Genomic DNA, 21,223 nt, shown 5'->3' on the forward strand with positions numbered 1-21,223 from the left:
GGGACAGCTACTTTACCGGACGGCGTAATCGGACGCCCATGACGGACGGATCAACGATACGGGAACCGCGGCTGGTCGTCTCCCCGGGGAAGACCGTGCTAGGTCCGGGTGCCGTCGAGCAGGTCGGGGAGTACGCGGGGCTGTACGGCTCGACCGCGCTCCTCGTCGCCTCCGAGCAGATCTTCGACATCCACGGCGAGACGGTCCGCGAGGCGCTCGAGGGGGCCGGGATCGAGGTCGTCGTCTACGACGAGGTCCGACCCGATCCGACGGTCGAGAACATCGAGTCGGCGTACGACCGCTGGACCGAACACGACTGCGACGTGATCGTCACGCTCGGCGGGGGCTCCTCCATCGACACCGGAAAGGGGGTCGGTATCCTCGCCGCCAACGACGGCGACATCCGCGATTTCGGCGTCGACCGCGCGGGCTACGAGGGCGTCCCGAACCCCTCTCCTCCGATAATCGCGGTCAACACGACCACCGGGACGGGGAGCGAGACGACCCGTTCGGTGGTCGTCTCCGACGAGTCCACCTCGACGAAGTTCCTCATCGTCTCGAAGAACGTCGTCCCCGAGGTCGCCATCGAGGACCCCGAACTCGTCACCTCGCTCCCCCAGAGCCACACCGCCTTCACGGGGATCGACGCGCTCACCCACGCCATCGAGGCCTACGGCTCGGTCAAGTCCCATAGCGTCACCGACGAGTTCGCGGAGAACGCCATCCGCCGGATCGCCGATTCGTTCCTGAAGTCGTGGGCCAACGGCGACGATATCGACGCGCGGATGGACATGATGATCGCCCAGCTCCAGGCGGGACAGGCGTTCGGCAACTCCTCCGTGGCGCTCGTCCACGGGATGGCCCGGCCGCTCGGCGCACAGCTCCACGTCCCTCACGGGCTCGCCAACGGGCTCATCCTCCCCTACGTCGTGGAGTTCTCGGCCATCGCCGCGCCCGAGAAGTACGCGAACGTCGCGCGGATGCTCGGCGCGGCCGACGAGTCGCACAGTACGAGGGAGGCCGCCGACAGGGCCAGCGAGGCCATCTTCCGGATGTGCGAGGACGTGAAGCTCACCTCCTACCTCGAGGACTACGGCGAGGTCCCCTCGCGCGAGGAGTACCTCGACGTCGTGGGGAAGATGACCCAGGACGCCATCGACTCGGGCTCGCCGGACAACAACCCGCGAAAGCCCACGCGGGAGGAGATCGAGGAGCTGTTCGTGAGGATCTACGACGACGCGCTCGCGCCCGACAGCCCCCGCCGCTCCTGATCCGGCGGGGTCCGCCGACGCCCGGAACCGGAAACTGGGGGTCACGCGGGTGCGACCGTCCTTCTCGCCCGCCACCGGAGTCGATCACTCCCGACACCAGTTTTATACTGCCTACTCGCTACCCTCCGGAACCGATGTTCCAGCAGTTCATCGCACCGGGAATCTACGTACAGGGGCCGGGCGTGCTCGGGGACGCGGCGGAGTCACTCGGCCGACTTCGGGGGCGGACCGCCCACCTCCTCGGGGGTCAGACCGCCCTCTCGGTGGCGGCGGACGGACTGACCGCCAGCCTCGACGAGGCGGGGTTCGACGTCCCCGCCGTGGACGACGACGTCGAGGCGTGTACCCGGGCCACCGTCGCGGACTACGCGGACCGGGTCGCGGAGTCCGGTGCGGACGTCGTGGTCGGCGTCGGCGGCGGGGTCGCCATCGACGTGGCGACCGCCGTCGCCGCCGAGACCGGGACCGAGTTCGTGAGCGTGCCGACCATCGCCAGCACCGACGCCCCGTGTTCGGCGCTCGGCGTGGTTTACGACGAGGAGGGGAACGTCTTGGGTCCGACCCACCGCGACCGCAACCCCGAGATCGTCCTGGTCGACACGCGAGTCATCGCGCGAGCGCCCGTCCGGTTCCTCCGGCACGGGATGGGCGACGCCTTCGCCACCCGGTTCGAGGCCGAGGCCGTGGCCCGGTCCGGCTCCGGGACGGCCGCCGGCGGACGGTCGAGCGACGTCGCCCTCCGCATCGCGCGGGAGGCGTACGACCGGCTCCGACAGTACGGGCCGGACGCGCTCGCCGCCGCACGGCGCGACGCCGTCACGCCCGCGTTCGAGAAGGTCGTCGAGACGAACGTCCTGCTCTCGGGGCTGGGCTTCGAGAGCGGCGGCACCGCCGGCGCGCACGCGATCCAGGGCGGGCTCACCAACATCGGCGTCCGGGAGCCCCACGGTGTCCTCGTCGGGTTCGGGACGGTCGCCGAACTGGTCCTCCAGGATCGCGAGCCGGAGGAGTTCGACGAGGCGCTCTCGGTCTACTTCGACTGCGGGCTCGACGTCACGCTCTCCGAACTCGGCGTCGACGACGCGGGGGTCGAGGAAGCTGGGCGGATCGCGTGCGACCGCGGGATGGAGAAGGAGCCACGATCGGTGACGCCCGTGGAGGTGGCCGACGCGATCCGGACCGCCGACGAGATGGTCGGTAGTCACGAACTGCGGGGCTAGTGCGTCCCGGGTATCGCCGTGTGCGGTTCCCGTGCCAGCCCTCCCGCCGGCGATACTGTCGGGGTGTCTCTCGCGGACCACCCCCTGGACGAGCACACAAGACATTCACCGACGGCTTCGTACTCCCGGATATGACGCCGCTCGGATGGGTCGTCGCGCTCGGTCTCGTCGCCTTCCCGATCCTGTTCGGGTACGCCTACCTCGACTATCGGCGCGGAAACCGGACCCGGCCGGCGTTCGTCCGGAGTTACGGTATCGGCGCGGTCGGGTTCGCGATACTCCTCCAGCAGGCGGCCGAGCGGTGGCTCGCGACCCCCGTCGACGACACGGTCGCCGTGCTCTCCTTCGTCGTGCTCGCGGGTGGGATCTACGCCATCTATCGCGGATACACGCACGAGGACGGGACGGATTCGGACGAATGCGGGGACTCCGCCGGGAGTAACGGCTGAATCCGGCGGTCGCCGGTCGATCAGTCCCAGAACGACTTCGTCCGCGCGTACTGGCGCTCCTTCTCCAGGATGTCCCTGTAAAAATCGTCCTCGTCCTCGCGCCACTTGTTGATCACCTGCGCGGCGTTGTGCGGACCCACACCACGGGCGGCCAGCGCGATCACCGCCTTCTTCCCGTGGCTCTGGACGAGCGAGGCCGACCGGTACGCCCGCCGCGTCATCTTCTCCTGCTCGGCGTCCTTCTCGCTCGCCCGCACCGCCTGCAGCACCTCGTCGGCCCAGGGGTTGAGCGCGGCGACCTGCGTGGACCCGCACTTCGGACAATCGGGCTGATCGGGGACCCGTTTCACCTGCTGTTTCCGGTCCCACTCCTTGCAGTGGAGACACGCGAGTAGCACCCTGTCCCCCTGGATGCGCTCGCGGACCGTCTCGATGACGCTCGCGTCGGCGTTCTCCGGCGAGAGGAGCTCCTGGCCCGACGAGCGCCCGCCGAGACCGATGCTCGTCCGCTCGGTGTGGGTCTCGACGGCGACCCGGCCCTCCCGTATCGCCCGGAGGAACGCCGCCGCCCGGTCGACGTCGAGGTCCTGGTGGAACGTCTCCCGGATCGCCTCGTCGTAGATCGGCGTGTCCTTCAGGGCTTCGAGCAGCCTGTCGCGGCCGAACCCCCTGCTCCCCTGTCCGCGCCAGCGCTTGAGCGAGCCGAACTTCGCCGCCACCTGCGCGAGCTTGAACTTGAGCGAGTCGGCGTTCTTGAGCGAGAGTTCGAGTATCGATGCCAGGTGGTCCGGGTCGGTCTCCTCCAGCAGCGAGACGACGTCGCTCCCCCTGATCCCCCGCGGGACCTCCAGCTCGACGCGGTAGGGGTCGATCTCCATCCCCACCGAGGAGCCGGTCCGCTGGCCGAGCATCGAGGAGAGGAACCGTCCGACCGTCTCGTTCGCCCGGTGGCCCAGGCAGGCGTTGACGACCACGTCCCGGCCGAAGTACTCCACGACGACGGTCTCGTGGTCCGGGACCGGTCCCTCGTGGTCCTCGATCTGCGTGAGCGCCTCGGCCGCCGTGTGCTCGTCGGTCGGGTAGGCCTCGGCGAGCCACCGGGCGACCGCCTCCCGAGTTTCGCCGGCCTCGAACCGGTCGGCGGCGTCGCGCCGGAGCCGGCCGACGTCCTGGGCTACCGGGTACGGGACGGGGATCTCCGAGCCGGTCCAGGCTGGCACCTCGCCGGCGGGGTCCTCGACGGGCGTGACCTGCACCTGCTCCTCCTCCTCGTCGACCTGGGTGATGCGCCACATCTCCCCGCCCTGGATGAACGTCTCGCCCGGCTCGGCGAAGTTGACGACGAACCGCTCGGCGAGCGTTCCCACAGTACGGCCGGAGGCCATGTCCCGGACCTCGTAGTTCGCCTCGTCGGGGATCATCGAGAGGTTATTATAAAAATACTCCCAGGTCCCGCGGGACTTCTCCAGGCGGTCGGCCTCCTCGTCGAGCCAGAGGACGTGGTTGTTCGACAGTTCCTGCACGACGGACTTGAACGCCTCCTCGCTCAGGTCGGCGAACGGGTAGGCGCGGGTGATGATCTCGTAGGCCCGGCGGGCGGGGAGTTCGCCGAACCCCATCAGGAGCCCGGGGATCTGGTTGGCGACCGTGTCGAGGCTCCCGTGGTGGATCCCGGCGGGTTCGACCTCCCCCTCGGCCGCGCGGCGGGCGATGACGACCGCCTCGAACGTGTCGTCCGGCCGCGTCGTTACTACTGTGCCGCTGGAGACGACGTCCTGGCGGTGACCCGCCCGGCCCACTCGCTGGAGAAGCCGCGAGACCTGCCGTGGGGACTGGTACTGGACGACGTGGTCGATACGTCCGACGTCGATACCCAGCTCCATCGAGGAGGTACACAGCAGGCCGTCGAGTTCGCCCGCCTTGAACCGATCCTCGACGTCCACCCGGGCCTGCTTCGAGAGTGACCCGTGGTGGATGCCGAGGTTCGTCCCGTACTCCCGCAGTCTGGAACCGAGCCCCTCGGCGGTCTGTCTGGTGTTGACGAACACCAGCACCGACTCGTGCTCGGCGACCAGTTCGTCGACGAACCGGACGTGGCTCGCCACCCGCGCGTCGGTCATCAGCTCGCTCCCGAGCCGCTCGTCCTCGGAACCGATCTCGGGTTCGACCACCCGGACGTCGATCTCGCTCCCGACGTCGACCTCGACGACCTCACAGCCCCGGCCCGCGGTGAGGAACCTCGCCACCTCGTCGGGGTCGCCGACGGTCGCCGAGAGGCCGATCCGCTGGAACGCTCCCGCGTGTTCGACGAGGTGTTCGAGGCCGACCGCGAGCTGCGTGCCGCGCTTCGACGCCGCGAGTTCGTGGACCTCGTCGATGACGACGTGTTCGACGTCGGCGAGCGCCCGGCGGAGCTTCTCGCCGGTGAACATCGCCTGGAGGGTCTCCGGCGTCGTCACGAGCACGTCCGGCGGGTCGTCGGCCTGCTTCGAGCGCTGGTACTGGGTCGTGTCGCCGTGCCGAACGTCCACCTCGATACTCAGTACATCCCCCCACCACTCCAGCCGCTCGCGCATGTCGCGGTTCAGCGCCCGGAGCGGCGTGACGTACAGGGCCTGTATTCCGTGGGTCGGCTCGCGCCCGGCGATGGCGGAGAGGACGGGGAGCATCGCCGTCTCGGTCTTGCCCGACCCCGTGGGGGCGATGACGAGCCCGTCCCGACCGCCGGCGAGCGTCGGGATGGCCCGACGCTGTGGCTCGGTCGGGGCGTCGAACCCCCGCGCCGAGAGCGCCGCGCGGACCTCGCGGTGGAGGTGCGAGAAGGCGTCCATCCCCGTCGCCGGCTCGGGGTCGCTCACTGCTCGGACCTTCGGGCTCGGGGCGATTAAGCCCCCCGGTCCACCCCAGCAGCGATCGGAGTAGAGGGTCGGAATCCGCTGAACAGAACACCTCGAAAGCCCCGACTTCTCGACTCCCGCGGCTCGCTACGCGCTCGGTCACTCACCCGTTCCACTCGTTCGTGCCCTGCGGTGCTTGCTTCGCCGGGGTTCGTCGAGAAGTCGGCCCCTTTCATTCCCGCTCGATCCGGTTTCACGGTCGGCAACCGCACTCCCGGAGCGGCCTCGAACCGACGGGTTACCCCTCACGGTCCGCCGTCGCGTTCACGGTGACCGACTCGGGACTCGAACTCGCCCGATCGTCGGGGTTGTAGTAGTCGTACGCCTCGGCACCCCCGGAACTCGCCTCGACCGGCTGTGTCGCCCGGTAGACCACGTCCAGTGAACGCGGTTCCGAGACGTCCTCCAGGTAGAGTATCACCTGTCGGCCGGGCGTCTCGTAGCGGCTCACCGCTCCGCGTTCCACGAGCCGTTCGAGCGACTCCGCCTCGACCTCGAAGCCGGGCGGGACGGGCAGGTCGACGATGGCCGTGCCGATGGTCCCCTCGCCCGGCGACACCTCGGCCCGGACCGTCGCCGTGTCGTCGACCGCGAGGTCCGTCCGGTCCCAGGCGACGTTCAGCCCGACGCCACCGGTCCGATCGACCTCCCGCGACTCGCTCCACGGGACGTGGTACGAGGTCGTGAACTCGTAGTAGAGCCCCTCCGCGTCGGGTGCGCTTACGGCGTAGGAGTTGTTCCCGCGGGAGGCCGGCAGGACGAACGTCTGTACCTCGTCCCCGCGTTCCCCCGAGAGGTCGACCCGTTCGGCGACCGACCCGTTCGCCCGGACGGTGAGCGTCCCGCCGACGTCGGCCTCGGTGCCGGACTCGGCGTTCACGAGTGCCCGGAGCGTCATCACCGTGTTCTGCGTCGAGCCCCAGCCGCGCTCGCCCTTCTGTTCGACCAGCCACCGGAGCGCCCCCGACTGGAGGTTCCCGGCGTGGTCGCCCCGGACGAGCGCGTTCGTCACCGTCGCCGTCGTCAGCACGCGCTTCTCGCCGTAGCGGTAGGCGTCCGATCGCTCGCTCCCGCTCTCGTCTTCGGCACCTGGGTTCGAGTGACTCCAGTAGACTCGCCCGTCGTCGGCCGTCGCCCGCGAGCGGAGTTCCTCGACGACCCGCGACTGGAACTCGGGGGCGCGGTCGGCGTCGACGAGCATGTTGAGCGTCACGGCGAGCGTCATCGTATCCGTGGTCGAAACGTCGAGGTTCTCCCGGACGTACGCCACGCCGTCGTCGACCGCCTGCCCGTCCCCGCCGCTGTGGGCGAGACTCCACGTGACGTAGGCCGTGGTGCTCGTCTCGGTCCCCGTGACGCCGAGCGGATACTCCAGTTGTCCGTCGGTCGGCCAGCTCCCGTCGGCGTTCTGTCGGTCGCGTATGTACGTCCGCATCTCGGAGAGCACCCGCGGATCGACGTCGTACACCTCGTCCATGTCGCTCATCTCCTGGAGACCGTAGGCGGTGAGCAGGAGGTTCGGCGGGTCGTCGCCGAACAGCGAGTACCCCCCGGGCGTGCTCGTCTCGAACGTCAGGAGGCGCTGGTACCCCTGCGCGATGAACCGCTCGGCGGTCAGGCGCGTCTCGGGGGCGGCCCGGCCCGTCTCGTCGAGGTACCGGAGCGCGAGCACGTTCGGGTAGAGGCTGGAGGAGGTCTGCTCGAAACAGCCGGTCGGCATCGACAGCAGCGCCTCGACGCCGCCGAGCGTCTGTCCGAACGCGCCGGGGTACACCCGCAGGACCGTCTTCGAGGTGTTCGGGTACGCGGCTTCGGGTACGGGCAGGGTCGCGCGGGTAGTCCCCGAGACCGCGCCGCTCTCGGTCACCGCGAGGCGCTGTCCCGGTGGATCGACGGTCACGGACCGACGGATCGCGTCGCGGGTGACGTTCCCTTCGGGAGTGCGTCCGGCCGCGAACACCGTGAGCGCCCGCTGGCCGTGATCGATCGCGCGAAGGGTGAACGATGCGCTCCGCACGGCGTTCGCCGGGACCGTGACGTTCGCCGTCCGCGAGTCGGCCTCGTACCAGGTGCCCGAACCGAGTTCGAGCGTGACCTTTCGGGACCTGTTACCGTAGTTGAACACGCTCACCGGGATCGTGACCGAGTCGTTCCGGGTGAGCCGCACGGGCAGGTCGGGTTCGACGAAGAACGGCTGGAAGACGCGCATCGACCCCGTCTCGCTCCCGATAGTCCCATCGCGGGTCGTGCCGAGCGCCGAGACCCGCCAGGTGGTGATCGAGTCGGCCATCCGCAGGTCGACGCTCGCGCGACCGTCCTCGCCGGTGAGGACCGTCCGCGAGGCGAGCGTCTCGGGGAAGTACTGACGGACCTCGACGCTCCCGCCGCCACTCGGCTCGCTCCCGCTACCGCCGTTACCGCCCGCGCCGGTCGTGAACTCCGCGCCGCCGGCGTCGCCCCCGCCCGCGCCCCCGGTCGCGCCGAAGCCGAAGGTGAACGCCGCGACGGGTGCGGTACACACCAGTATCGCGAGGGCGGCGACGGCCGCCCGCCCGAACTGCTCGCCGGAGAACGCCTCCTCGGCGTCGGCCACCCAGACGAGCGGGAGCAGGGCGACGAGCGGGACCAGCAGGGGTAACATCCCCACGAGCGGGTCGAAGTCCAGGTACTCGCCCAGGACGAACGCGAGCGCGACGAGCGCGAGGAGCAGAACTGTTCCCGCGGCGACGACCCGACCGAGCCCCCCGCCGCTCCACGGCGACCAGTCGCGCTCGACCAGGAGGTAGACGACGGCGACGGTCAGCGTCGAGAGCACCAGGAGCAGGACCGACGCGAGCGCGTTCGTCAGCGCGACGAGGGCACCGAGACCGACCACGACGACCCCGACGCCGACGGCGGCGACGATCGTCGACCCGAGGGCCTCGCCCATCTCGCGGGCGAACCCGCGGCCACGGCGGGCGAACCCCACCCCGAGGACGCCGAGGGGGACGGCGAGCAGGAGCGCGCCGAGCGCGTACCCGTTCGCCTCGCGCATCCCCGCCTGGCGCTGGCGGATCTCCCGGAGCTTCTCGCGGAAGGAGTCGACCGTCACGCCACCGCTCGTCTCGCCGAGCGAGGCGGCGACCGCCGCCTGTGCCGTCCGCTCGGCGTCGTCGTTCGGCGGCGCGGTGAGGTTCGCCATCGAGTAGTTGTAGACCACGAGCGTCGGATCGTTCGCCGCCTCGAACGCGAACGCCGCGCGGGCGAGCCCCGCCCGGCGCGCCTTGACCGAGAACACCGACTCGTCGACGACATCGAGGCCGACCGCCGCCGGGACGGCGGAGCCGTTCTCGCTCGTCCGGACGGTCAGCGACGCCGGCACGCCAGGTCGGTACACCGACCGGTTCGGCGTCAGGCTCACGTTCAGGTCGCTGCTGGCCCGCACCGGGACCGGACGGGTCGTCCGCGCGACCGACCCGTCCGAGCGGACCACCCACGCCCGGATCTCCGTGGCCCCCTGGGCAGCCGGCGGGAGGTCGATGGAGAAGTTCGCCGACCCGTTCTCGGCGTCGAGGCTCCGCGTCACCAGCGTCTGTCCCCCCGAGACCGCGTCGACGTAGATCCGACTCCCTGCATCGCCGACGAGGACGCGGCCCGAGAGCCGCTCGCCGACCGTGTACGCGCCGGCGTCGAGCTGGACGGCCACGGCCTCCTCCTCGGGGTTCAGGTAGACCGTCCGCCGCGTGCTCGCGCCGCCCGCCCGGGCCTCGACCCGGAGCCGCGAGTCGGACTCGTTCGGGACGAACTCGTAGGTCGCGATGCCGTACCGATTGGTCTCGAGCACCTGGTTCCCGACCCGGACGGTCGCCCGCGCCGACCGGCCGTCCGGGTAGGACGTCACGATGAAGACGGTGTTCTCGACGCCGGGAACCAGCCGCCCGCCCGCCGGGACGGCCTCGACGAGCAGGTCGCGCTCGGAGACGGGTATCTCCCGGGTGACCGTCTCGGTGTGACCCGCCGGGTCGGTCACCGAGACGTTGAGGACGGCGAGACCGCGCCCGTCGAACTGCTCGGTCCCGACGAAGTAGTCGGGGAGGGTCAGGTCGACCGTCGCCACGCCGTCCGAACCGGTGTTCGCCGTCGCAGTCCCGAACGGTTCGAGGTCACCGACGTAGCCCGCCCCCTCGACGCGGACGGTGGCGTTCCGCACCGGCTCCCCGAAGAAGTACTCCGGGGTGACAGTCGCCCGGACCGTCTCGCCCGGCCGGTAGGACGACTCGCCCGCCCGGAACCCCACCTCGAACTGCGGGAGCCGGTACTCGCGGATCTCGACCGTTCTGACCTGCTCCTCGCCGCCGTACTCGACGCTGACGCGGTAGCGGCCGTGTCGACCCTCCGAGGAGATCGGGAAGTCGACGCTCCCCATCCCGAACGCCGAGAGCGAGACGTTCCGCGAGAACAGCCGGTTGCCCTCCGGACCCGTGACGACGACCCGCGCCTCGTCGGTGACGGGGGTCCCACCGGCCCGGCGCACGAGCGTCCGGACGTGTACCGTCTGCCCCGGCTGGTAGACGGGCTTGTCGGTGTCGACGACGACCGAGTAGTCCCGGTCGACGACGAAACGCGCCGAGACCTCGTCGGTTCCCAGTCGCGAATCGGCGCGGGCCGAGAGCCGGTGATCTCCGGTCTCGTCGGGTGCTTCGAACGAGACGGCGAGCGTTCCATCGGAACCGGTCTCGCCGCTGCCGACCACCCGCCCGTCGCTCCCGTTGCCGAGGAACAGCGTGACGTTCGTCTCCTCCAGGGGTTCGCCGGTCGCGCGGTCGGTCACGACGACCCTGGCCGTGGTCTCCGCGCCCGGCGCGACCTCCCCCGAGGCGAGGAGGACCGTCCGCTGGTTCGACTGGACGTCCTCCAGGTTGAACACGTACGCCGCGTACCCGGCCCACAGGAGGAGACCGACGACGAGGGCGACTCCGGCGACACGCACGGCCCGACGGCGATCCATACGCGGGAGAGTGACCCGCGTACCCTAAACGTCCGGATGGATCAAGGGGCCGTTTGACACACCCGGTCCCGACCCGGAGCGGTTCGCTCCACTTTTTTCCCCGGCCCCCGATCGTCGGACGTGGACTACCGACGGGTGTTCTGGACGTGTCTCGCGCTCGCCGGCCTCCTCCAGTTCGTCCAGTTCGCGCCGACCCTCCTCGAAGGGACTGGAATTCAGTCGGTCACGACGACGCTCGCCGCGGCGGTCCTGGTCGCGGTCGGAGGGTTCGGGGTCGCGTTCCCGGAGCGGGCCGGCGGTCCGGAACGCCCCGGTCCCTTGCTCTACGCGGCCGTCCTCGCCGTCGTCCTCCTGTTCGCCGGTCTCGTCCTGTCCTGATCACACGCGGCGGTAGTCCCCCAGTCGGGTGCCGTCGAGGAGGTACGCCTCCCCGTCGGCGAGGCCCTCGGGGAGGAACGGCGAGAGGAACCCCTGTCCCGAGACGTTGATCCACGTCCCGCCGGTGAGTTCGTTGAACGCGGGGAAGACGACGAGGTCGCCGTCGATCTCCACCTCGCCGTGGTGTTCGACGAACGGCGCGGGATCGAGCCGTCCTCGGAGCCACGCCCGCTCGACCCGCCGACCGCCGACCTCGTCCTCCAGCCGGACGGCGGGGTGCTCGTGGGCGACGCAGACGGTCCCCGCCGAGAGCACCTCCCGGGAGGGCCACGTGTGCCCGTGCGCGAACCCGACGGTCCCGATCCGCATCCCGGGGCCGTCGGCGACCGTCACGTCATCGACGCCGAGGTCGTCGACCACCTCCTCGACCCCGCCGTCGTGGTTGCCCTTCACGACCGTGACGGGGACCCGCGCGGTCAGCGCCGAGAGCAGGTCCCCGAGCTCCTCGCGCTCCTCGCGCCCGGGGCTCCCGATGGCGTTGGCGAGGTCGCCCAGGAACACCACGCGGTCCGCCTCCGTTCGAACGAGGAGCCGTCGCGTGCGCTCACGCCGGTCGGCCGCCCGCGAACGCACCTCGACGCCGTCGCGCCGGAGCGCGGTTTCGAGCCCCGCGTGGTAGTCCGCGAGCACCAGCGCCCGCTCCTCGCCGCAGTCGGCGACCGCCGCGGGCTCGTCCGGGACCGGTTCGACGGTCACGGGGTCAGATAGCCTTCAGGTTGCCGTCGCTCGGCTCGTAGGCCCGCCCGCTCATCATCGCGTTCTCGATCGCCTCGTCGACGGCCTCGGGGTCGACCCCGTGACGATCGACGACCGTCGAGATCACTGCATCGCGATCCGCGCCGTCGCCGTCGTCGAGTTCGGCGATAGCCCCGACGGTCGCCTCGTCGACGTCGACGTCCTCGGCGTCGATGTCGTCGTCGGTCTCGCTCCCGTCCTCGGTCGCCGCCGTCTCCGATTCGGGTTCCGGTTCGGGCTCGGTCCCGGCCGAGGACTGTTCCGTCGCCCCGGCGGTTCCCGTCGTCGACGCCGCGGTCGACTCGGACGGCGGCTCGTGTTCGGCGTCGGCCGCCGCAGTCGTCCCATCGTCGGCGGTCGGGGCTCCCTCCGACTCCGGTTCCTCTTCCTGCGTTGGATCCGGGGTTTCGATGTCCGCCTCGCCGGCCGGGCCCACCTCGCCGGCCGTCTCGAAGTCGGTCCCGAACTCGGCTTCGATCTCCTCGCGCTCCTCCTCGGGGATATCGAACTCGCCGGGCTCGAAGTCCTCGAACTCCTCGTCGTCGGCCGGGGGCTCGTCGGGTTCGTCGGATCCCTCGGTTCCGACCGACTCGGGCTCGGAGCCGGGAGTAGTGCTCGGCTCGGTGGCACCGGTGTCCGCCTCGCTGGAACCGGTAGCCGCCCCGTCAGAACCGCTCGCCTCCGAGCCGGTTTCGGTCCCCGACTCGACCGTCGCGGCGGCCGTCCCTCGTTCGGGTTCCGGTTCGGGTTCTGCTTCGGTCGTGGTCTCGACGGGCTCCGACTCCGTTCTCGCCTCCGTTTCGGCTTCGGGTTCGCTACCGGCGCTGGCGCTGACGTCCGTCCCTTCGGGCTCGGTCGACGCGGTCGGTTCGGTCGGCTCCGCGTCGGTGCCCGTCGCGGCGGCCGGTTCCTCCGCAGTGACGCTCGGATCCGCCGAGGAACCGAGGTCGAGCCCCGCGAGACCGGCGAGGACGGTGCTCTCGGTGCTGCCCTCGTCCGGGGCGAGGTCCAGCCGGCCGACCTCGTCGCGCTCGCCAGCGACGACACGGAGGGCGTCGATGGCGGTCCCCCGGAGAGCCTGCAGGTACGCCGAGGTGGTTCCGTAGTGCTCGGCGGCGAGGCTCGTCCCCGAGGCGGGCCCCGGGCCGACTCCCGCGTCGGCCAGCCGGTCGCGGAGTTCCTCGCCACGGAGCCCGGAGTCGAGCGCACTCGCCATCGTCGAGACGCGGTCGAGCGTCTGCTCTGCGGTGCTGACGACCCATCTGTCGCGCGTCTCGGCGTCCACCTCGCTGATGGATTCGGGCCTGACGCTCGTGTACACCCGATCCGAGTCCTCCGGCGAGAACGTTCGAGCCTTGCCGGTGATGGCGAGGAACGCCGGCGGATCGACGCGGTCGAGGAAGGCGAGTTCGTCGGGCTGGTACTGCCCGGCGTAGGCCACGAACGCGCCCGTCGGGTCGACCACGCGGGCACGCAACTGCTCGCCGCCCACGCGCTCGACCTCGGTGAGCACGCCCACCAGGAACACGCGGTTGACCCGCCCGCCGGTGGGCGTTATCACGTAGTTCGGCGCGCGCTCCTCGTCGCTCTCGGAGTGGGATACCGTCGAGTCCTCGAACTCCGCGGCGAACACCCGGTAGGCGACCTCGCGGTTTCCGGGATCGGAATCGGCGCTCATCCGCCCACCTCCGCGAGCAGGTCGCGGGCCCGTTCAGATGGATCGTCGTCGACCCGCTCGAACTCGGTCGCGTCGACGTTCGCGCCGTAGTCGTCGACCGAGAGGTCTCCCCGTACTCTGAACTCCTCGCCGACGATGCGCTCGCGGATCCGCTCGGCGACGACCTCCTGGTCCATCGCGTCACGGGCGTCCTCCAGGGCGTCCTCGAGGGTCCCGCCGTAGACCTCGCTGGTGAGTTCGTCGTCCAGTACCACCGTGGCCGTCCCCGTCCCGTCGTCGAGGATGGCCTTCGTCCGGAGGTCGTCGACCCCATCGACGGCGCCGTGAGACCGGCACTGGCCCTTCTGGACGATGCGCCCGCACTCCGGACAGCGCTGGATCAGCCCGGAGCCCTCGCGCACGTCGAGCACCGATCCGACGAGCTCGACGTCGAACACCCCACCGCTGGAGACGGCCTCGCCGACGCTCATCCGCGGGGCCTCGTCGCCCGGGGCGATCTCCCGGTCGAGCGGCTCGACCGTCGTGTACTCGCCCAGTGTGACCTGCGGCACCCCGCGAAACTCCTTGACGTGGGCGTTCTCGATGCGGACCGAGGCGTCCTCGGCCATCGCCGCGTGGTCGTCGGGCTCCCAGTCGGTGAACGGTAGCCTGGTAGAACCGTCCGAGACCACACCGCTCAGTATCTCCTTCTGCTCGCCCTCCCTCGCGGAGACCTCGCGGGTCTCGGCCTCGATGACCCGCACCTCGACGGTTATCGCCCCGTCGCCCGCCCGGAGGTCGCGGAGTTCGGTCGCGCCACCGACCTCGTAGGGGATTTCCGGTGTCTCCTCCCGGAACGCGACGGTCGTCGACTCGTTGATGTTCAGCTGGGTACGACCCATGAACTCCCGGACGCCGGCGTTTCCGAGGGTGACCGTATCGCCCGGCGAGAGCTCGGCGTCGGCCCAGTCGGTGAAGATGATCTTCCCCGTCGAGTCGGCGAGCTCCCCCTCGCGGATGACCCGGAGGTCGCCGTCGATGTATATCGAGCGCTTCCCCGACGACAGGACCGTCCCGGTGACGGTGACGTTCCCGCCGTCGGGCGTCACGTCGGCGATGTCGGCCTCGGTCGGGTCCGCCGGGCCGCCGCCGTCGTCGCCGTACTTCCGCCTGACGCTCTGGACCGCCTCGTCCAGCGGGACGCTGTACGAGACCAGGTTCTCGAGCGCCGATCGAACCTCCGCTTTGTCTGCGCCGAGGTCGGAGGCGAGCTCCTCGGCACGGTCTTCGAGACTCATCGTGAAGGGGTAGGGTGGTCCTCGATAAAAGTAGTTCGTGGGAGCCCCGCGACGGTCGATGTCTGACGAAAGCTTATGCCCCGGCAGTTCCCATATCGTGGTATGCCAATTCATGGCACACTGTACGACTTCGGCGTGGAGACCGACGGCGGTCTGACCGACCCCGAGGGGGGAGCCGATCACGAGGAGGACACCACCGTCATCGTCGACGGCGCGGCGATGACGTTCAGGGACTACAGGCGCCGCGGCGGATAGTCGGGGCCGGACACTCACGACGACCGACAGTCGGCGTCAGTCGTCCGCGGGTGCCGCCTCGACGAGCGATGCGGGATCGACGCTCGCGTAGCGGGCGATGGCGTCGAACCGTTCTATTCCCGTACGGTCGCCGCTCGTCACTCCGTAGGCCTCGTTCTCGCCGAACCGCGAACGGACGAACGCCTCGGCGACGAGCGCCTTCCGCCCGCCGCCGTCCTCGGCGATGGCCCACTGCGCCTCGTGCACCAGCACCGATGCGGTCACCACGTCGAACAGCAGGTCCGCGAGGCGCTTGGCGTGGTACTGGGCGTACTCCTCGTCCTCGGTCGCGAGCGTCGTCAGCGCCTCCTGTAGCTCGACGAACCGCTCCTCGACGCTCTCGGCGACCGACGCCACGAACGGGTGTTCGACGTCGAGCAACTCCCGGACGCGCGGGATCAGCGCCTCGTGGGCGGCCTCCCTGGAGAGCGCCCGGAGCACGTCGAGCGAGAGGATGTTCGAGGTTCCCTCCCAGATGGGGAGCACCTGCGCGTCGCGGTAGAGCCGTTCGACGGTGAACCCGCGGACGTAGCCGTTCCCGCCGAGCACCTCCATCGCGTAGGACGCGGTGTCGACGGCCATTCTCGCCGTTTTATACTTCGCCACCGGGACCAGCAGGCGCATCAGCCGGTAGGCGTCGGAGCCGTCGCCAGCGCCCGCCCCCCGTCGCTCGCGCTCGACGTAGTGTCTCATCGCCTCGAAGGAGAACGCCGCCGCGGCCTCGTAGTCGACCGTCATCTCCACGAGGTCGCGCTTCATCAGCGGGTACTCCTGGATGGTCCCGCCGAACGCTTCGCGATTGGCGGCGTGGATCTTCGCCTCCAGTAGCGACCGACCCACGATCCCCACCGCGCCCGTCGCGTTCGTCAGGCGCTCGTAGTTGAGCATCTCGGTCACGTACCGGAAGCCGCGCTCCTCCTCGCCGACGAGCCTCGCCCGGGCACCCTCGAAGACGATCTCGCCCGTCGGGACGGCGATGGTCCCGAGTTTGTCCTTCAGCCGCCTGATCACGAGATCGTTCGGCTCGCCGTCCTCGTTCGTGTACGGGACGACGAACAGGGAGAGTCCTCTCGTTCCTTCCGGCGCGTCGGGCGTTCTGGCGAGCGCGAGCGCCCCCTCCGCGTCGACGTTCGAGCAGAACCACTTCTCGCCGTGGAGTTCGTACGTCCCGTCCTCCCGGGGTTCGGCGCGAGTCTCGTTCGCCCCGACGTCGCTCCCGCCCTGCTTCTCGGTGAGGAACATCGCCCCCTCGATATGCTCGTCGTGGTCGCGCGAGGTGAGACGTCGGAACGTCTCGCCGTTCTCGCCGTCGTCGAACTTCTCCAGTACCAGGGCTGCGCCGACGGTCATCGACGCCGGGCAGACGAACCCGGCGTCGTTGTACGAGAGCAGCGCCTGCATCGTCAGCGGGTGAGCGAGGCTCACCGGCTTTTCCCTCCCTGGCGGTGCGTGGAACGGGTCGTGAGTCAGCCCGAACTCCTCGTAGGTGAGCCGTTCCGTCTCCTCCAGTTCGGCCGGATAGCGGACCCGGTTGGCCACCTCGCCGTCCCGGTCGTAGGTGTCGAGGCCCATCCCCTGTCGGTCGATCTCCTCGGCGTTCTCGGCGATGGGGCCGGCGACGCTGTCCCCGAACTTCTCGAGTAACCCGCTGGCCCACTCGAACTCGTCGTCGGGGTAGACCCGCCGGGCCTCGAACCGGAGGGTCGGGTCGAGCGTCCAGTAGTTCAGGTCGTCGCCGCGACCGCGGTCGAACCGGCCGTAGTCGATGGGTTCGCCGTCGGGATTCGGGCTGGAGGGCATACCCGGCGTTCGTGAACGACCGTGATAAGCGACGGGGTGGGCGGTGGCGATCCGGGTCCGGCGAGCCAGCCTTTACGGTCGGAGGCCGGTCACCACCGGCATGACACCGACGGTCCGCCCGGCGACCGGGGCCGACGGCCGCGAGCTCGCCGCGATCTACGCGCCGGTCGTCGAGGGGACGCACGTCTCGTTCGAGACGGAGCCGCCGACCGCCGAGGGGATGACACGACGGGTTCGTGAGACTGCCGACCGACTGCCGTGGCTGGTCTGCGAGCAGGAGGGTGGGGTCGCGGGCTACGCCTACGCCAGTCCGCACAGCGACCGTCCGTCCTACCGGTGGTCGGTCGACGTCTCCGTCTACGTCGACGAGCGTCACCGTCGGAAGGGCGTCGCCCGGGGGCTCTACGAGTCGCTCCTCGCCGTCCTCCGGCTGCAGGGGTTCCGGAACGCCTACGCGGTGATCGCGCTCCCGAACGAGGCGAGCGTCCGGCTACACGAGGCGTTCGGGTTCGAGCGCGTCGGCGTCTACCGGCGGGTCGGGTACAAGCTCGGCGAGTGGCGCGACGTCGGCCACTGGGAACTGTCGCTGGGGGACCACGACGACTCGCCGTCGCCGCCGACGCCTCTCGGAGAACTCCGGGATAACGAACGGTTCGAGGAGGCGCTTCGCTCGGGCGAGCCCTCGATCGACCTGTGAGCGCCTGCCCGTGACCCCGTGACCGGGAACCGATCGGCGGTTTCGTCCGACACTCGCGGGTCGAGCGCACCCGCTACGGCATCGACCGCGCGGCCTCCGCGGCGGCCTCGACGTGTCGTCGGGGTTCGCGGGTGACCGACGGGCCGTGGCCGGTGTGCATCTCCCGGAGGTCCCCGTCGAGGAGGTCGAGGAGCCGGTCGATGCTGGCGATCAGCCTCTCGCGGTCGCCCTCCGCGAGGTCCGTCCGACCGAACGAGCCGTTGGCGAACACGAGGTCGCCCGCGAACAGCACCCCGGAATCGCGGGCGTAGAAGCAGAGATGGTCGTCCTTGTGACCGGGCGTGTGGACCGCGAGGTAGTCGTAGCCGCCCATCTCGACGAGATCGTCGTCCGCGATGGCGTGATCGACGAGTTCGTGGTCGGGGTCGAACCCCCAGACGTCGGCGTCGAACGCCTCGCTCACCGCCGAAACGTTCCCCACGTGGTCCGAGTGGGTGTGCGTGAGAACGACCGCGTCCACGTCGGAGACGCGCTCGCGGATCTCGGCGACCGCGTCGAACTCGTTGCCGGGGTCGACGACCACCGTCCGACCGTCCGCGTCGTCGGGAACGTCGGGGGCGACGAGGAACGCGTTGCTCGTGAAGACCTGCTTGCCCTGGGCGAGATTGGTTACCACACCCCTCCGTTCGTCGTCGGGATGTTTGGGCGTGTCGGAGGGCCCTGGTCGGTCCGGACGGTTCCGAAGTCAGTCCCGGTACTCGGTGACCCGCGGCTGTGGCATGAGCGCCTCGATGGGGGTGTCGACCATCCAGTCACAGAGCGACACCAGCTGTTCGGTCGCGGCCTCGAACAGCTCCGCACCCTTCTCGGGGGTCGCGCCGGTCTGGTCGCCGAACACTCCGTTGGACGAGTTCTGGACCGCGTCGTAGAAGGTCCGCGAGCCGTGGACGTAGCCGTCCCCCTCCTCCCGCCACGCCTCGATGTCGACGACGCCGCCGTCCCTGGCGGATTCCAGTCTATCGTCGTGGACCAGTTCGGGGTGGAGGTGCATGATCATCGCCGTCTCCTTCGGCCCCCCGTGCGGGCCGTTGTGCTCGAAGATCGAGTTCACCAGGTCGGGGATGGACTCGTCCCACATCCACTCGATCGCGAACGCGGTCTCGTCGGCGTTGAGCCGCCGACCCACCTCCCGGAGGTGCTGGACGTTGCCGCCGTGGGCGTTGACGTAGACGACGCGGTCGATACCGTGATAGGCGAGGTTCCGCGTGAACGACTCGACGTAGTCCCTGAAGACGGGCGGATCGACCCACATCGTGCCGGGGAACTGCCGGTGGTGTGGCGAGACGCCGATCGTGACGGTCGGGGTACAGAGGTAGTCGCCGCGCTCGGCGGCCGCGCGGGCGAGCCCTTGGGCGATCATGTGGTCGGTCCCTTCGGGGAGGTGCGGGCCGTGCTGTTCGGTCGAGCCCAGCGGGACGAGCGCGACCGAGGACTCATCGAGGTGGGGGCCAACGTCGGGCCACGCCTCGTCTGCGAGTTCCATACCCGCCGAACACCCCCCGGTGACAAAACCGTGTGGCTCCCGGCTCGGTTGAACTTCTCCGGAGGGGGATCGGTTCTGTCGGGCGTGCTGAATACACTGTGCATATCTTGTTGAGGCGTAGTCCGGACGAGTTGGTAGTTGCACTGATTAATTATCAACTATATTTCAACCTATCGTGGGGAGTGACGGGACATCAGTACCGAACAAGAAAAGGTTCTTTTTGCACGACCCGCCTCGACCTATTCGAGATCGAGGGGATCGATATGCTCGACTTCGGGAATCTCGGGAAACAGGGTGTCCGTTGAGACGATCGGCTCGTCGAGGACAGCCGCGCTGCCAAGATGTACTCCATCGAATACGTTCAGAGCTTCGTACTGTGATCGGAGATCGGCAGCAGCGTCCAGTGCGTCACTGGTCAGCGGTACCAGCTCGATGTCTTTACCAGTGATCTCTTGATGCGCCCGGACGACGCGATCGCGATCCCACTCGTCTTCCATCACGTACTGGAGTTCGATGCCCGTCGCGACCGACGTCTTCGGTTCCTCAATAGAAGCGATATCGACGTCACTCGCTAGCCAGTCATCGGCTTTCAGCTCCGCGAGGATGACGTCGAGGTCAAGATACACGTTTTCGGTCTAGTCGCTCTTCGACGTCCTTCCGCGCTTCGCTGTCCGCCTGTTCGTGGAGGCGTTCCAGATGCTCTTCGCGAACGACGAGTCGAGCACCGTATCGGAGCGCCTCCGACCGCGACCCGAAGACGCCGTCCTTGACGAGCCTGTCGAGACGTTCAACGAGCTCCGAGGGGAGGGAGACCGGAACAGACTGTCGGTCGCTGCTCATACCTCCACGTAGTCTATACGATTGTATAAACATTTCCGGCGATCGAAACGGTATCCTCCCGACCGGACGGAAGCCCTCGCAAACAGCCAGGCCACGGAACACGTGACCGATACACCCTCTGTATACAGCACGTCGGTTCTATCAGATGCTGAGCGCTTCAACGGAGTCGGCCATGTGGCTATCGGCACCCGTTCGCCGATCGTCGTTCACTCCGCAGCCTGTCCTTCGACCGCGACCGATCCCGACAGTTCCCGTCCGGACGGCGGCGCGAGCGTCAGGTCGGCGTCCTCGAACCGGCGTTTCAGCCGGCGGCGGAAGTTCGACTTGACGTCGACGATGCCCCCCTCCGAGGGGTCGATCCAGAACTCCGCCTCGACGGTGATCGAGTCCGGGCCGAGGTCCATGATCCGTGAAGTCGGCGCGGGCTCGTCGAGCGTCCGGTCGCCGTTGGCGGCGACCTCGCGGAGTTCGTACAGCGCCCGCTCGGTGTCCTCGGCGTAGGAGACGTACGCCTGCTCGGTGATCCGGTAGGTCTCCCGACCGAACGGGCGGGTGAGCGCGTTCGTCGTCAGCTCGGTGTTCGGGACGGTGAGCGTCTCGTTGTCGGCCGTCCGGATGCGGGTGACGCGGAAGTCGACCGCCTCGACGGTCCCCTGGCCGCCGGGCCAGGAGATCCAGTCGCCGACGTTGAAGTCGGGATCCGAAACGAGGAACAGCCCCGAGATGAGCGAACCCAGCACCTCCTGGCCGGCGACGCCGAAGACGAACGTGAGCGCGGCGACGAGGATGGCCGAGTCGGTGTTCGTGAGGAACCCACCCTGTCCGGCCGCGACGAGCCCGACGAGTACCGCGAACCCCGCGAACGCGACGGTGAGGTAGGTGTCGGTCGCGCTCACGAGCGTCGGGTTGTTGGTGTTGCGCGACTCGACGATCCGGAGGACGACCGGGACGACTACCAGACGGCCGAGGAGGTAGACAGCGGCCGTGGCAAGCGTGAAGACGGCGACGTCGACGACGAGCGGTTCGTACGGTTCGAGGGCCTCTGACCAGCCCGCAGGCGGGTCCAGCTGTCCGGGAACGAGCATACGTCGGGTGGG

General features: G+C 69.5%; 17 protein-coding genes. 6 read left to right on the forward strand and 11 right to left on the reverse strand.

Going from position 1 to position 21,223, the window contains the following annotated elements; all coding sequences use genetic code 11:
- Positions 1–38: 38 nt before the first annotated feature.
- The 3 genes from WDJ58_RS13735 to WDJ58_RS13745 all read left to right on the forward strand — a co-directional run bounded on the left by WDJ58_RS13735 (position 39) and on the right by WDJ58_RS13745 (position 2,940).
- A complete protein-coding gene (locus WDJ58_RS13735) occupies positions 39–1,271 on the forward strand; it encodes an iron-containing alcohol dehydrogenase (RefSeq protein ID WP_338913833.1) in 1,233 nt (410 codons plus the stop codon).
- Positions 1,272–1,405: 134 nt separating this feature from the next.
- A complete protein-coding gene (locus tag WDJ58_RS13740; RefSeq protein ID WP_338913834.1) occupies positions 1,406–2,491 on the forward strand; it encodes an iron-containing alcohol dehydrogenase in 1,086 nt (361 codons plus the stop codon).
- A 131-nt stretch (positions 2,492–2,622) separates the two neighbouring features.
- Complete coding sequence (locus tag WDJ58_RS13745) at positions 2,623–2,940, forward strand: hypothetical protein (protein ID WP_338913835.1); 318 nt, start codon at positions 2,623–2,625, stop codon at positions 2,938–2,940.
- Positions 2,941–2,960: 20 nt separating this feature from the next.
- On the opposite strand, the gene WDJ58_RS13750 is transcribed toward WDJ58_RS13745, so the two are convergent.
- Together WDJ58_RS13750 and WDJ58_RS13755 are read right to left on the reverse strand one after the other, a co-directional pair.
- The gene (locus tag WDJ58_RS13750) at positions 2,961–5,771 is read right to left on the reverse strand and encodes a DEAD/DEAH box helicase (RefSeq protein WP_338917861.1); all 2,811 of its coding nucleotides are present in this window, start codon (positions 5,769–5,771) and stop codon (positions 2,961–2,963) included.
- A 304-nt stretch (positions 5,772–6,075) separates the two neighbouring features.
- Positions 6,076–10,824 carry an alpha-2-macroglobulin family protein gene (locus WDJ58_RS13755; protein WP_338913836.1) on the reverse strand — a complete coding sequence of 1,583 codons (4,749 nt, stop codon included), beginning with the start codon at positions 10,822–10,824 and terminating at the stop codon, positions 6,076–6,078.
- 120 nt (positions 10,825–10,944) lie between these two features.
- On the opposite strand from WDJ58_RS13755, the gene WDJ58_RS13760 reads away from it, so the two are divergent.
- Positions 10,945–11,202, forward strand: a complete 258-nt coding sequence (locus WDJ58_RS13760) for a hypothetical protein (protein WP_338913837.1) — start codon at positions 10,945–10,947, stop codon at positions 11,200–11,202.
- On the opposite strand, the gene WDJ58_RS13765 is transcribed toward WDJ58_RS13760, so the two are convergent.
- From WDJ58_RS13765 to WDJ58_RS13775, 3 genes are read right to left on the reverse strand one after another with little or no spacing between them, the layout of a single operon-like run.
- A complete protein-coding gene (locus WDJ58_RS13765; RefSeq protein ID WP_338913838.1) occupies positions 11,203–11,958 on the reverse strand; it encodes a metallophosphoesterase in 756 nt (251 codons plus the stop codon). It abuts the gene before it with no gap.
- Positions 11,959–11,962: 4 nt separating this feature from the next.
- Positions 11,963–13,675: a hypothetical protein gene (locus WDJ58_RS13770; RefSeq protein ID WP_338913839.1), complete on the reverse strand. Its 1,713-nt coding sequence runs from the start codon at positions 13,673–13,675 to the stop codon at positions 11,963–11,965.
- Complete coding sequence (locus WDJ58_RS13775; RefSeq protein WP_338913840.1) at positions 13,672–14,952, reverse strand: Single-stranded DNA binding protein; 1,281 nt, start codon at positions 14,950–14,952, stop codon at positions 13,672–13,674. The genes WDJ58_RS13770 and WDJ58_RS13775 overlap by 4 nt, the downstream gene beginning before the upstream one ends.
- Before the next feature lie 102 nt (positions 14,953–15,054).
- Between WDJ58_RS13775 and WDJ58_RS13780 the strand changes: the two genes are divergently transcribed.
- Entirely contained in the window at positions 15,055–15,207 is a 153-nt protein-coding gene (locus WDJ58_RS13780; protein ID WP_338913841.1) for a hypothetical protein, read from the forward strand.
- Between the two features lie 36 nt (positions 15,208–15,243).
- On the opposite strand, the gene WDJ58_RS13785 is transcribed toward WDJ58_RS13780, so the two are convergent.
- Positions 15,244–17,046, reverse strand: coding sequence for an acyl-CoA dehydrogenase family protein (locus tag WDJ58_RS13785; protein ID WP_338913842.1), 1,803 nt, complete (start codon positions 17,044–17,046; stop codon positions 15,244–15,246).
- Positions 17,047–17,146: 100 nt separating this feature from the next.
- On the opposite strand from WDJ58_RS13785, the gene WDJ58_RS13790 reads away from it, so the two are divergent.
- A complete protein-coding gene (locus WDJ58_RS13790; RefSeq protein ID WP_338913843.1) occupies positions 17,147–17,743 on the forward strand; it encodes an arsinothricin resistance N-acetyltransferase ArsN1 family B in 597 nt (198 codons plus the stop codon).
- Positions 17,744–17,816: 73 nt separating this feature from the next.
- On the opposite strand, the gene WDJ58_RS13795 is transcribed toward WDJ58_RS13790, so the two are convergent.
- The 5 genes from WDJ58_RS13795 to WDJ58_RS13815 form a co-directional block, all read right to left on the reverse strand.
- A complete protein-coding gene (locus WDJ58_RS13795) occupies positions 17,817–18,419 on the reverse strand; it encodes an MBL fold metallo-hydrolase (RefSeq protein WP_338913844.1) in 603 nt (200 codons plus the stop codon).
- A 69-nt stretch (positions 18,420–18,488) separates the two neighbouring features.
- A complete protein-coding gene (locus WDJ58_RS13800) occupies positions 18,489–19,286 on the reverse strand; it encodes a creatininase family protein (RefSeq protein ID WP_338913845.1) in 798 nt (265 codons plus the stop codon).
- Between the two features lie 239 nt (positions 19,287–19,525).
- Positions 19,526–19,912 (reverse strand): PIN domain-containing protein, encoded by a 387-nt coding sequence (locus tag WDJ58_RS13805; RefSeq protein WP_338913846.1) that lies wholly within the window; start codon positions 19,910–19,912, stop codon positions 19,526–19,528.
- Positions 19,902–20,126, reverse strand: coding sequence for a ribbon-helix-helix domain-containing protein (locus WDJ58_RS13810; RefSeq protein ID WP_338913847.1), 225 nt, complete (start codon positions 20,124–20,126; stop codon positions 19,902–19,904). The genes WDJ58_RS13805 and WDJ58_RS13810 overlap by 11 nt, the downstream gene beginning before the upstream one ends.
- Positions 20,127–20,332: 206 nt before the next feature.
- On the reverse strand, positions 20,333–21,211 hold the full coding sequence (locus WDJ58_RS13815) for a mechanosensitive ion channel family protein (RefSeq protein ID WP_338913848.1): 879 nt from the start codon (positions 21,209–21,211) through the stop codon (positions 20,333–20,335).
- Positions 21,212–21,223: the final 12 nt, after the last annotated feature.

Origin of the sequence: Salinirubellus litoreus (assembly GCF_037335815.1) — an archaeon.
GTDB lineage: Archaea > Halobacteriota > Halobacteria > Halobacteriales > Haloarculaceae > Salinirubellus > Salinirubellus litoreus.

Coding starts and splice junctions, on each gene's coding strand:
- WDJ58_RS13735 (WP_338913833.1), top strand. CDS start 39: ATGACGGACGGATCAACGATACGGGAACCGCGGCTGGTCGTCTCCCCG.
- WDJ58_RS13740 (WP_338913834.1), top strand. CDS start 1,406: ATGTTCCAGCAGTTCATCGCACCGGGAATCTACGTACAGGGGCCGGGC.
- WDJ58_RS13745 (WP_338913835.1), top strand. CDS start 2,623: ATGACGCCGCTCGGATGGGTCGTCGCGCTCGGTCTCGTCGCCTTCCCG.
- WDJ58_RS13750 (WP_338917861.1), bottom strand. CDS start 5,771: ATGGACGCCTTCTCGCACCTCCACCGCGAGGTCCGCGCGGCGCTCTCG.
- WDJ58_RS13755 (WP_338913836.1), bottom strand. CDS start 10,824: ATGGATCGCCGTCGGGCCGTGCGTGTCGCCGGAGTCGCCCTCGTCGTC.
- WDJ58_RS13770 (WP_338913839.1), bottom strand. CDS start 13,675: ATGAGCGCCGATTCCGATCCCGGAAACCGCGAGGTCGCCTACCGGGTG.
- WDJ58_RS13775 (WP_338913840.1), bottom strand. CDS start 14,952: ATGAGTCTCGAAGACCGTGCCGAGGAGCTCGCCTCCGACCTCGGCGCA.
- WDJ58_RS13780 (WP_338913841.1), top strand. CDS start 15,055: ATGCCAATTCATGGCACACTGTACGACTTCGGCGTGGAGACCGACGGC.
- WDJ58_RS13785 (WP_338913842.1), bottom strand. CDS start 17,046: ATGCCCTCCAGCCCGAATCCCGACGGCGAACCCATCGACTACGGCCGG.
- WDJ58_RS13790 (WP_338913843.1), top strand. CDS start 17,147: ATGACACCGACGGTCCGCCCGGCGACCGGGGCCGACGGCCGCGAGCTC.
- WDJ58_RS13800 (WP_338913845.1), bottom strand. CDS start 19,286: ATGGAACTCGCAGACGAGGCGTGGCCCGACGTTGGCCCCCACCTCGAT.
- WDJ58_RS13810 (WP_338913847.1), bottom strand. CDS start 20,126: ATGAGCAGCGACCGACAGTCTGTTCCGGTCTCCCTCCCCTCGGAGCTC.
- WDJ58_RS13815 (WP_338913848.1), bottom strand. CDS start 21,211: ATGCTCGTTCCCGGACAGCTGGACCCGCCTGCGGGCTGGTCAGAGGCC.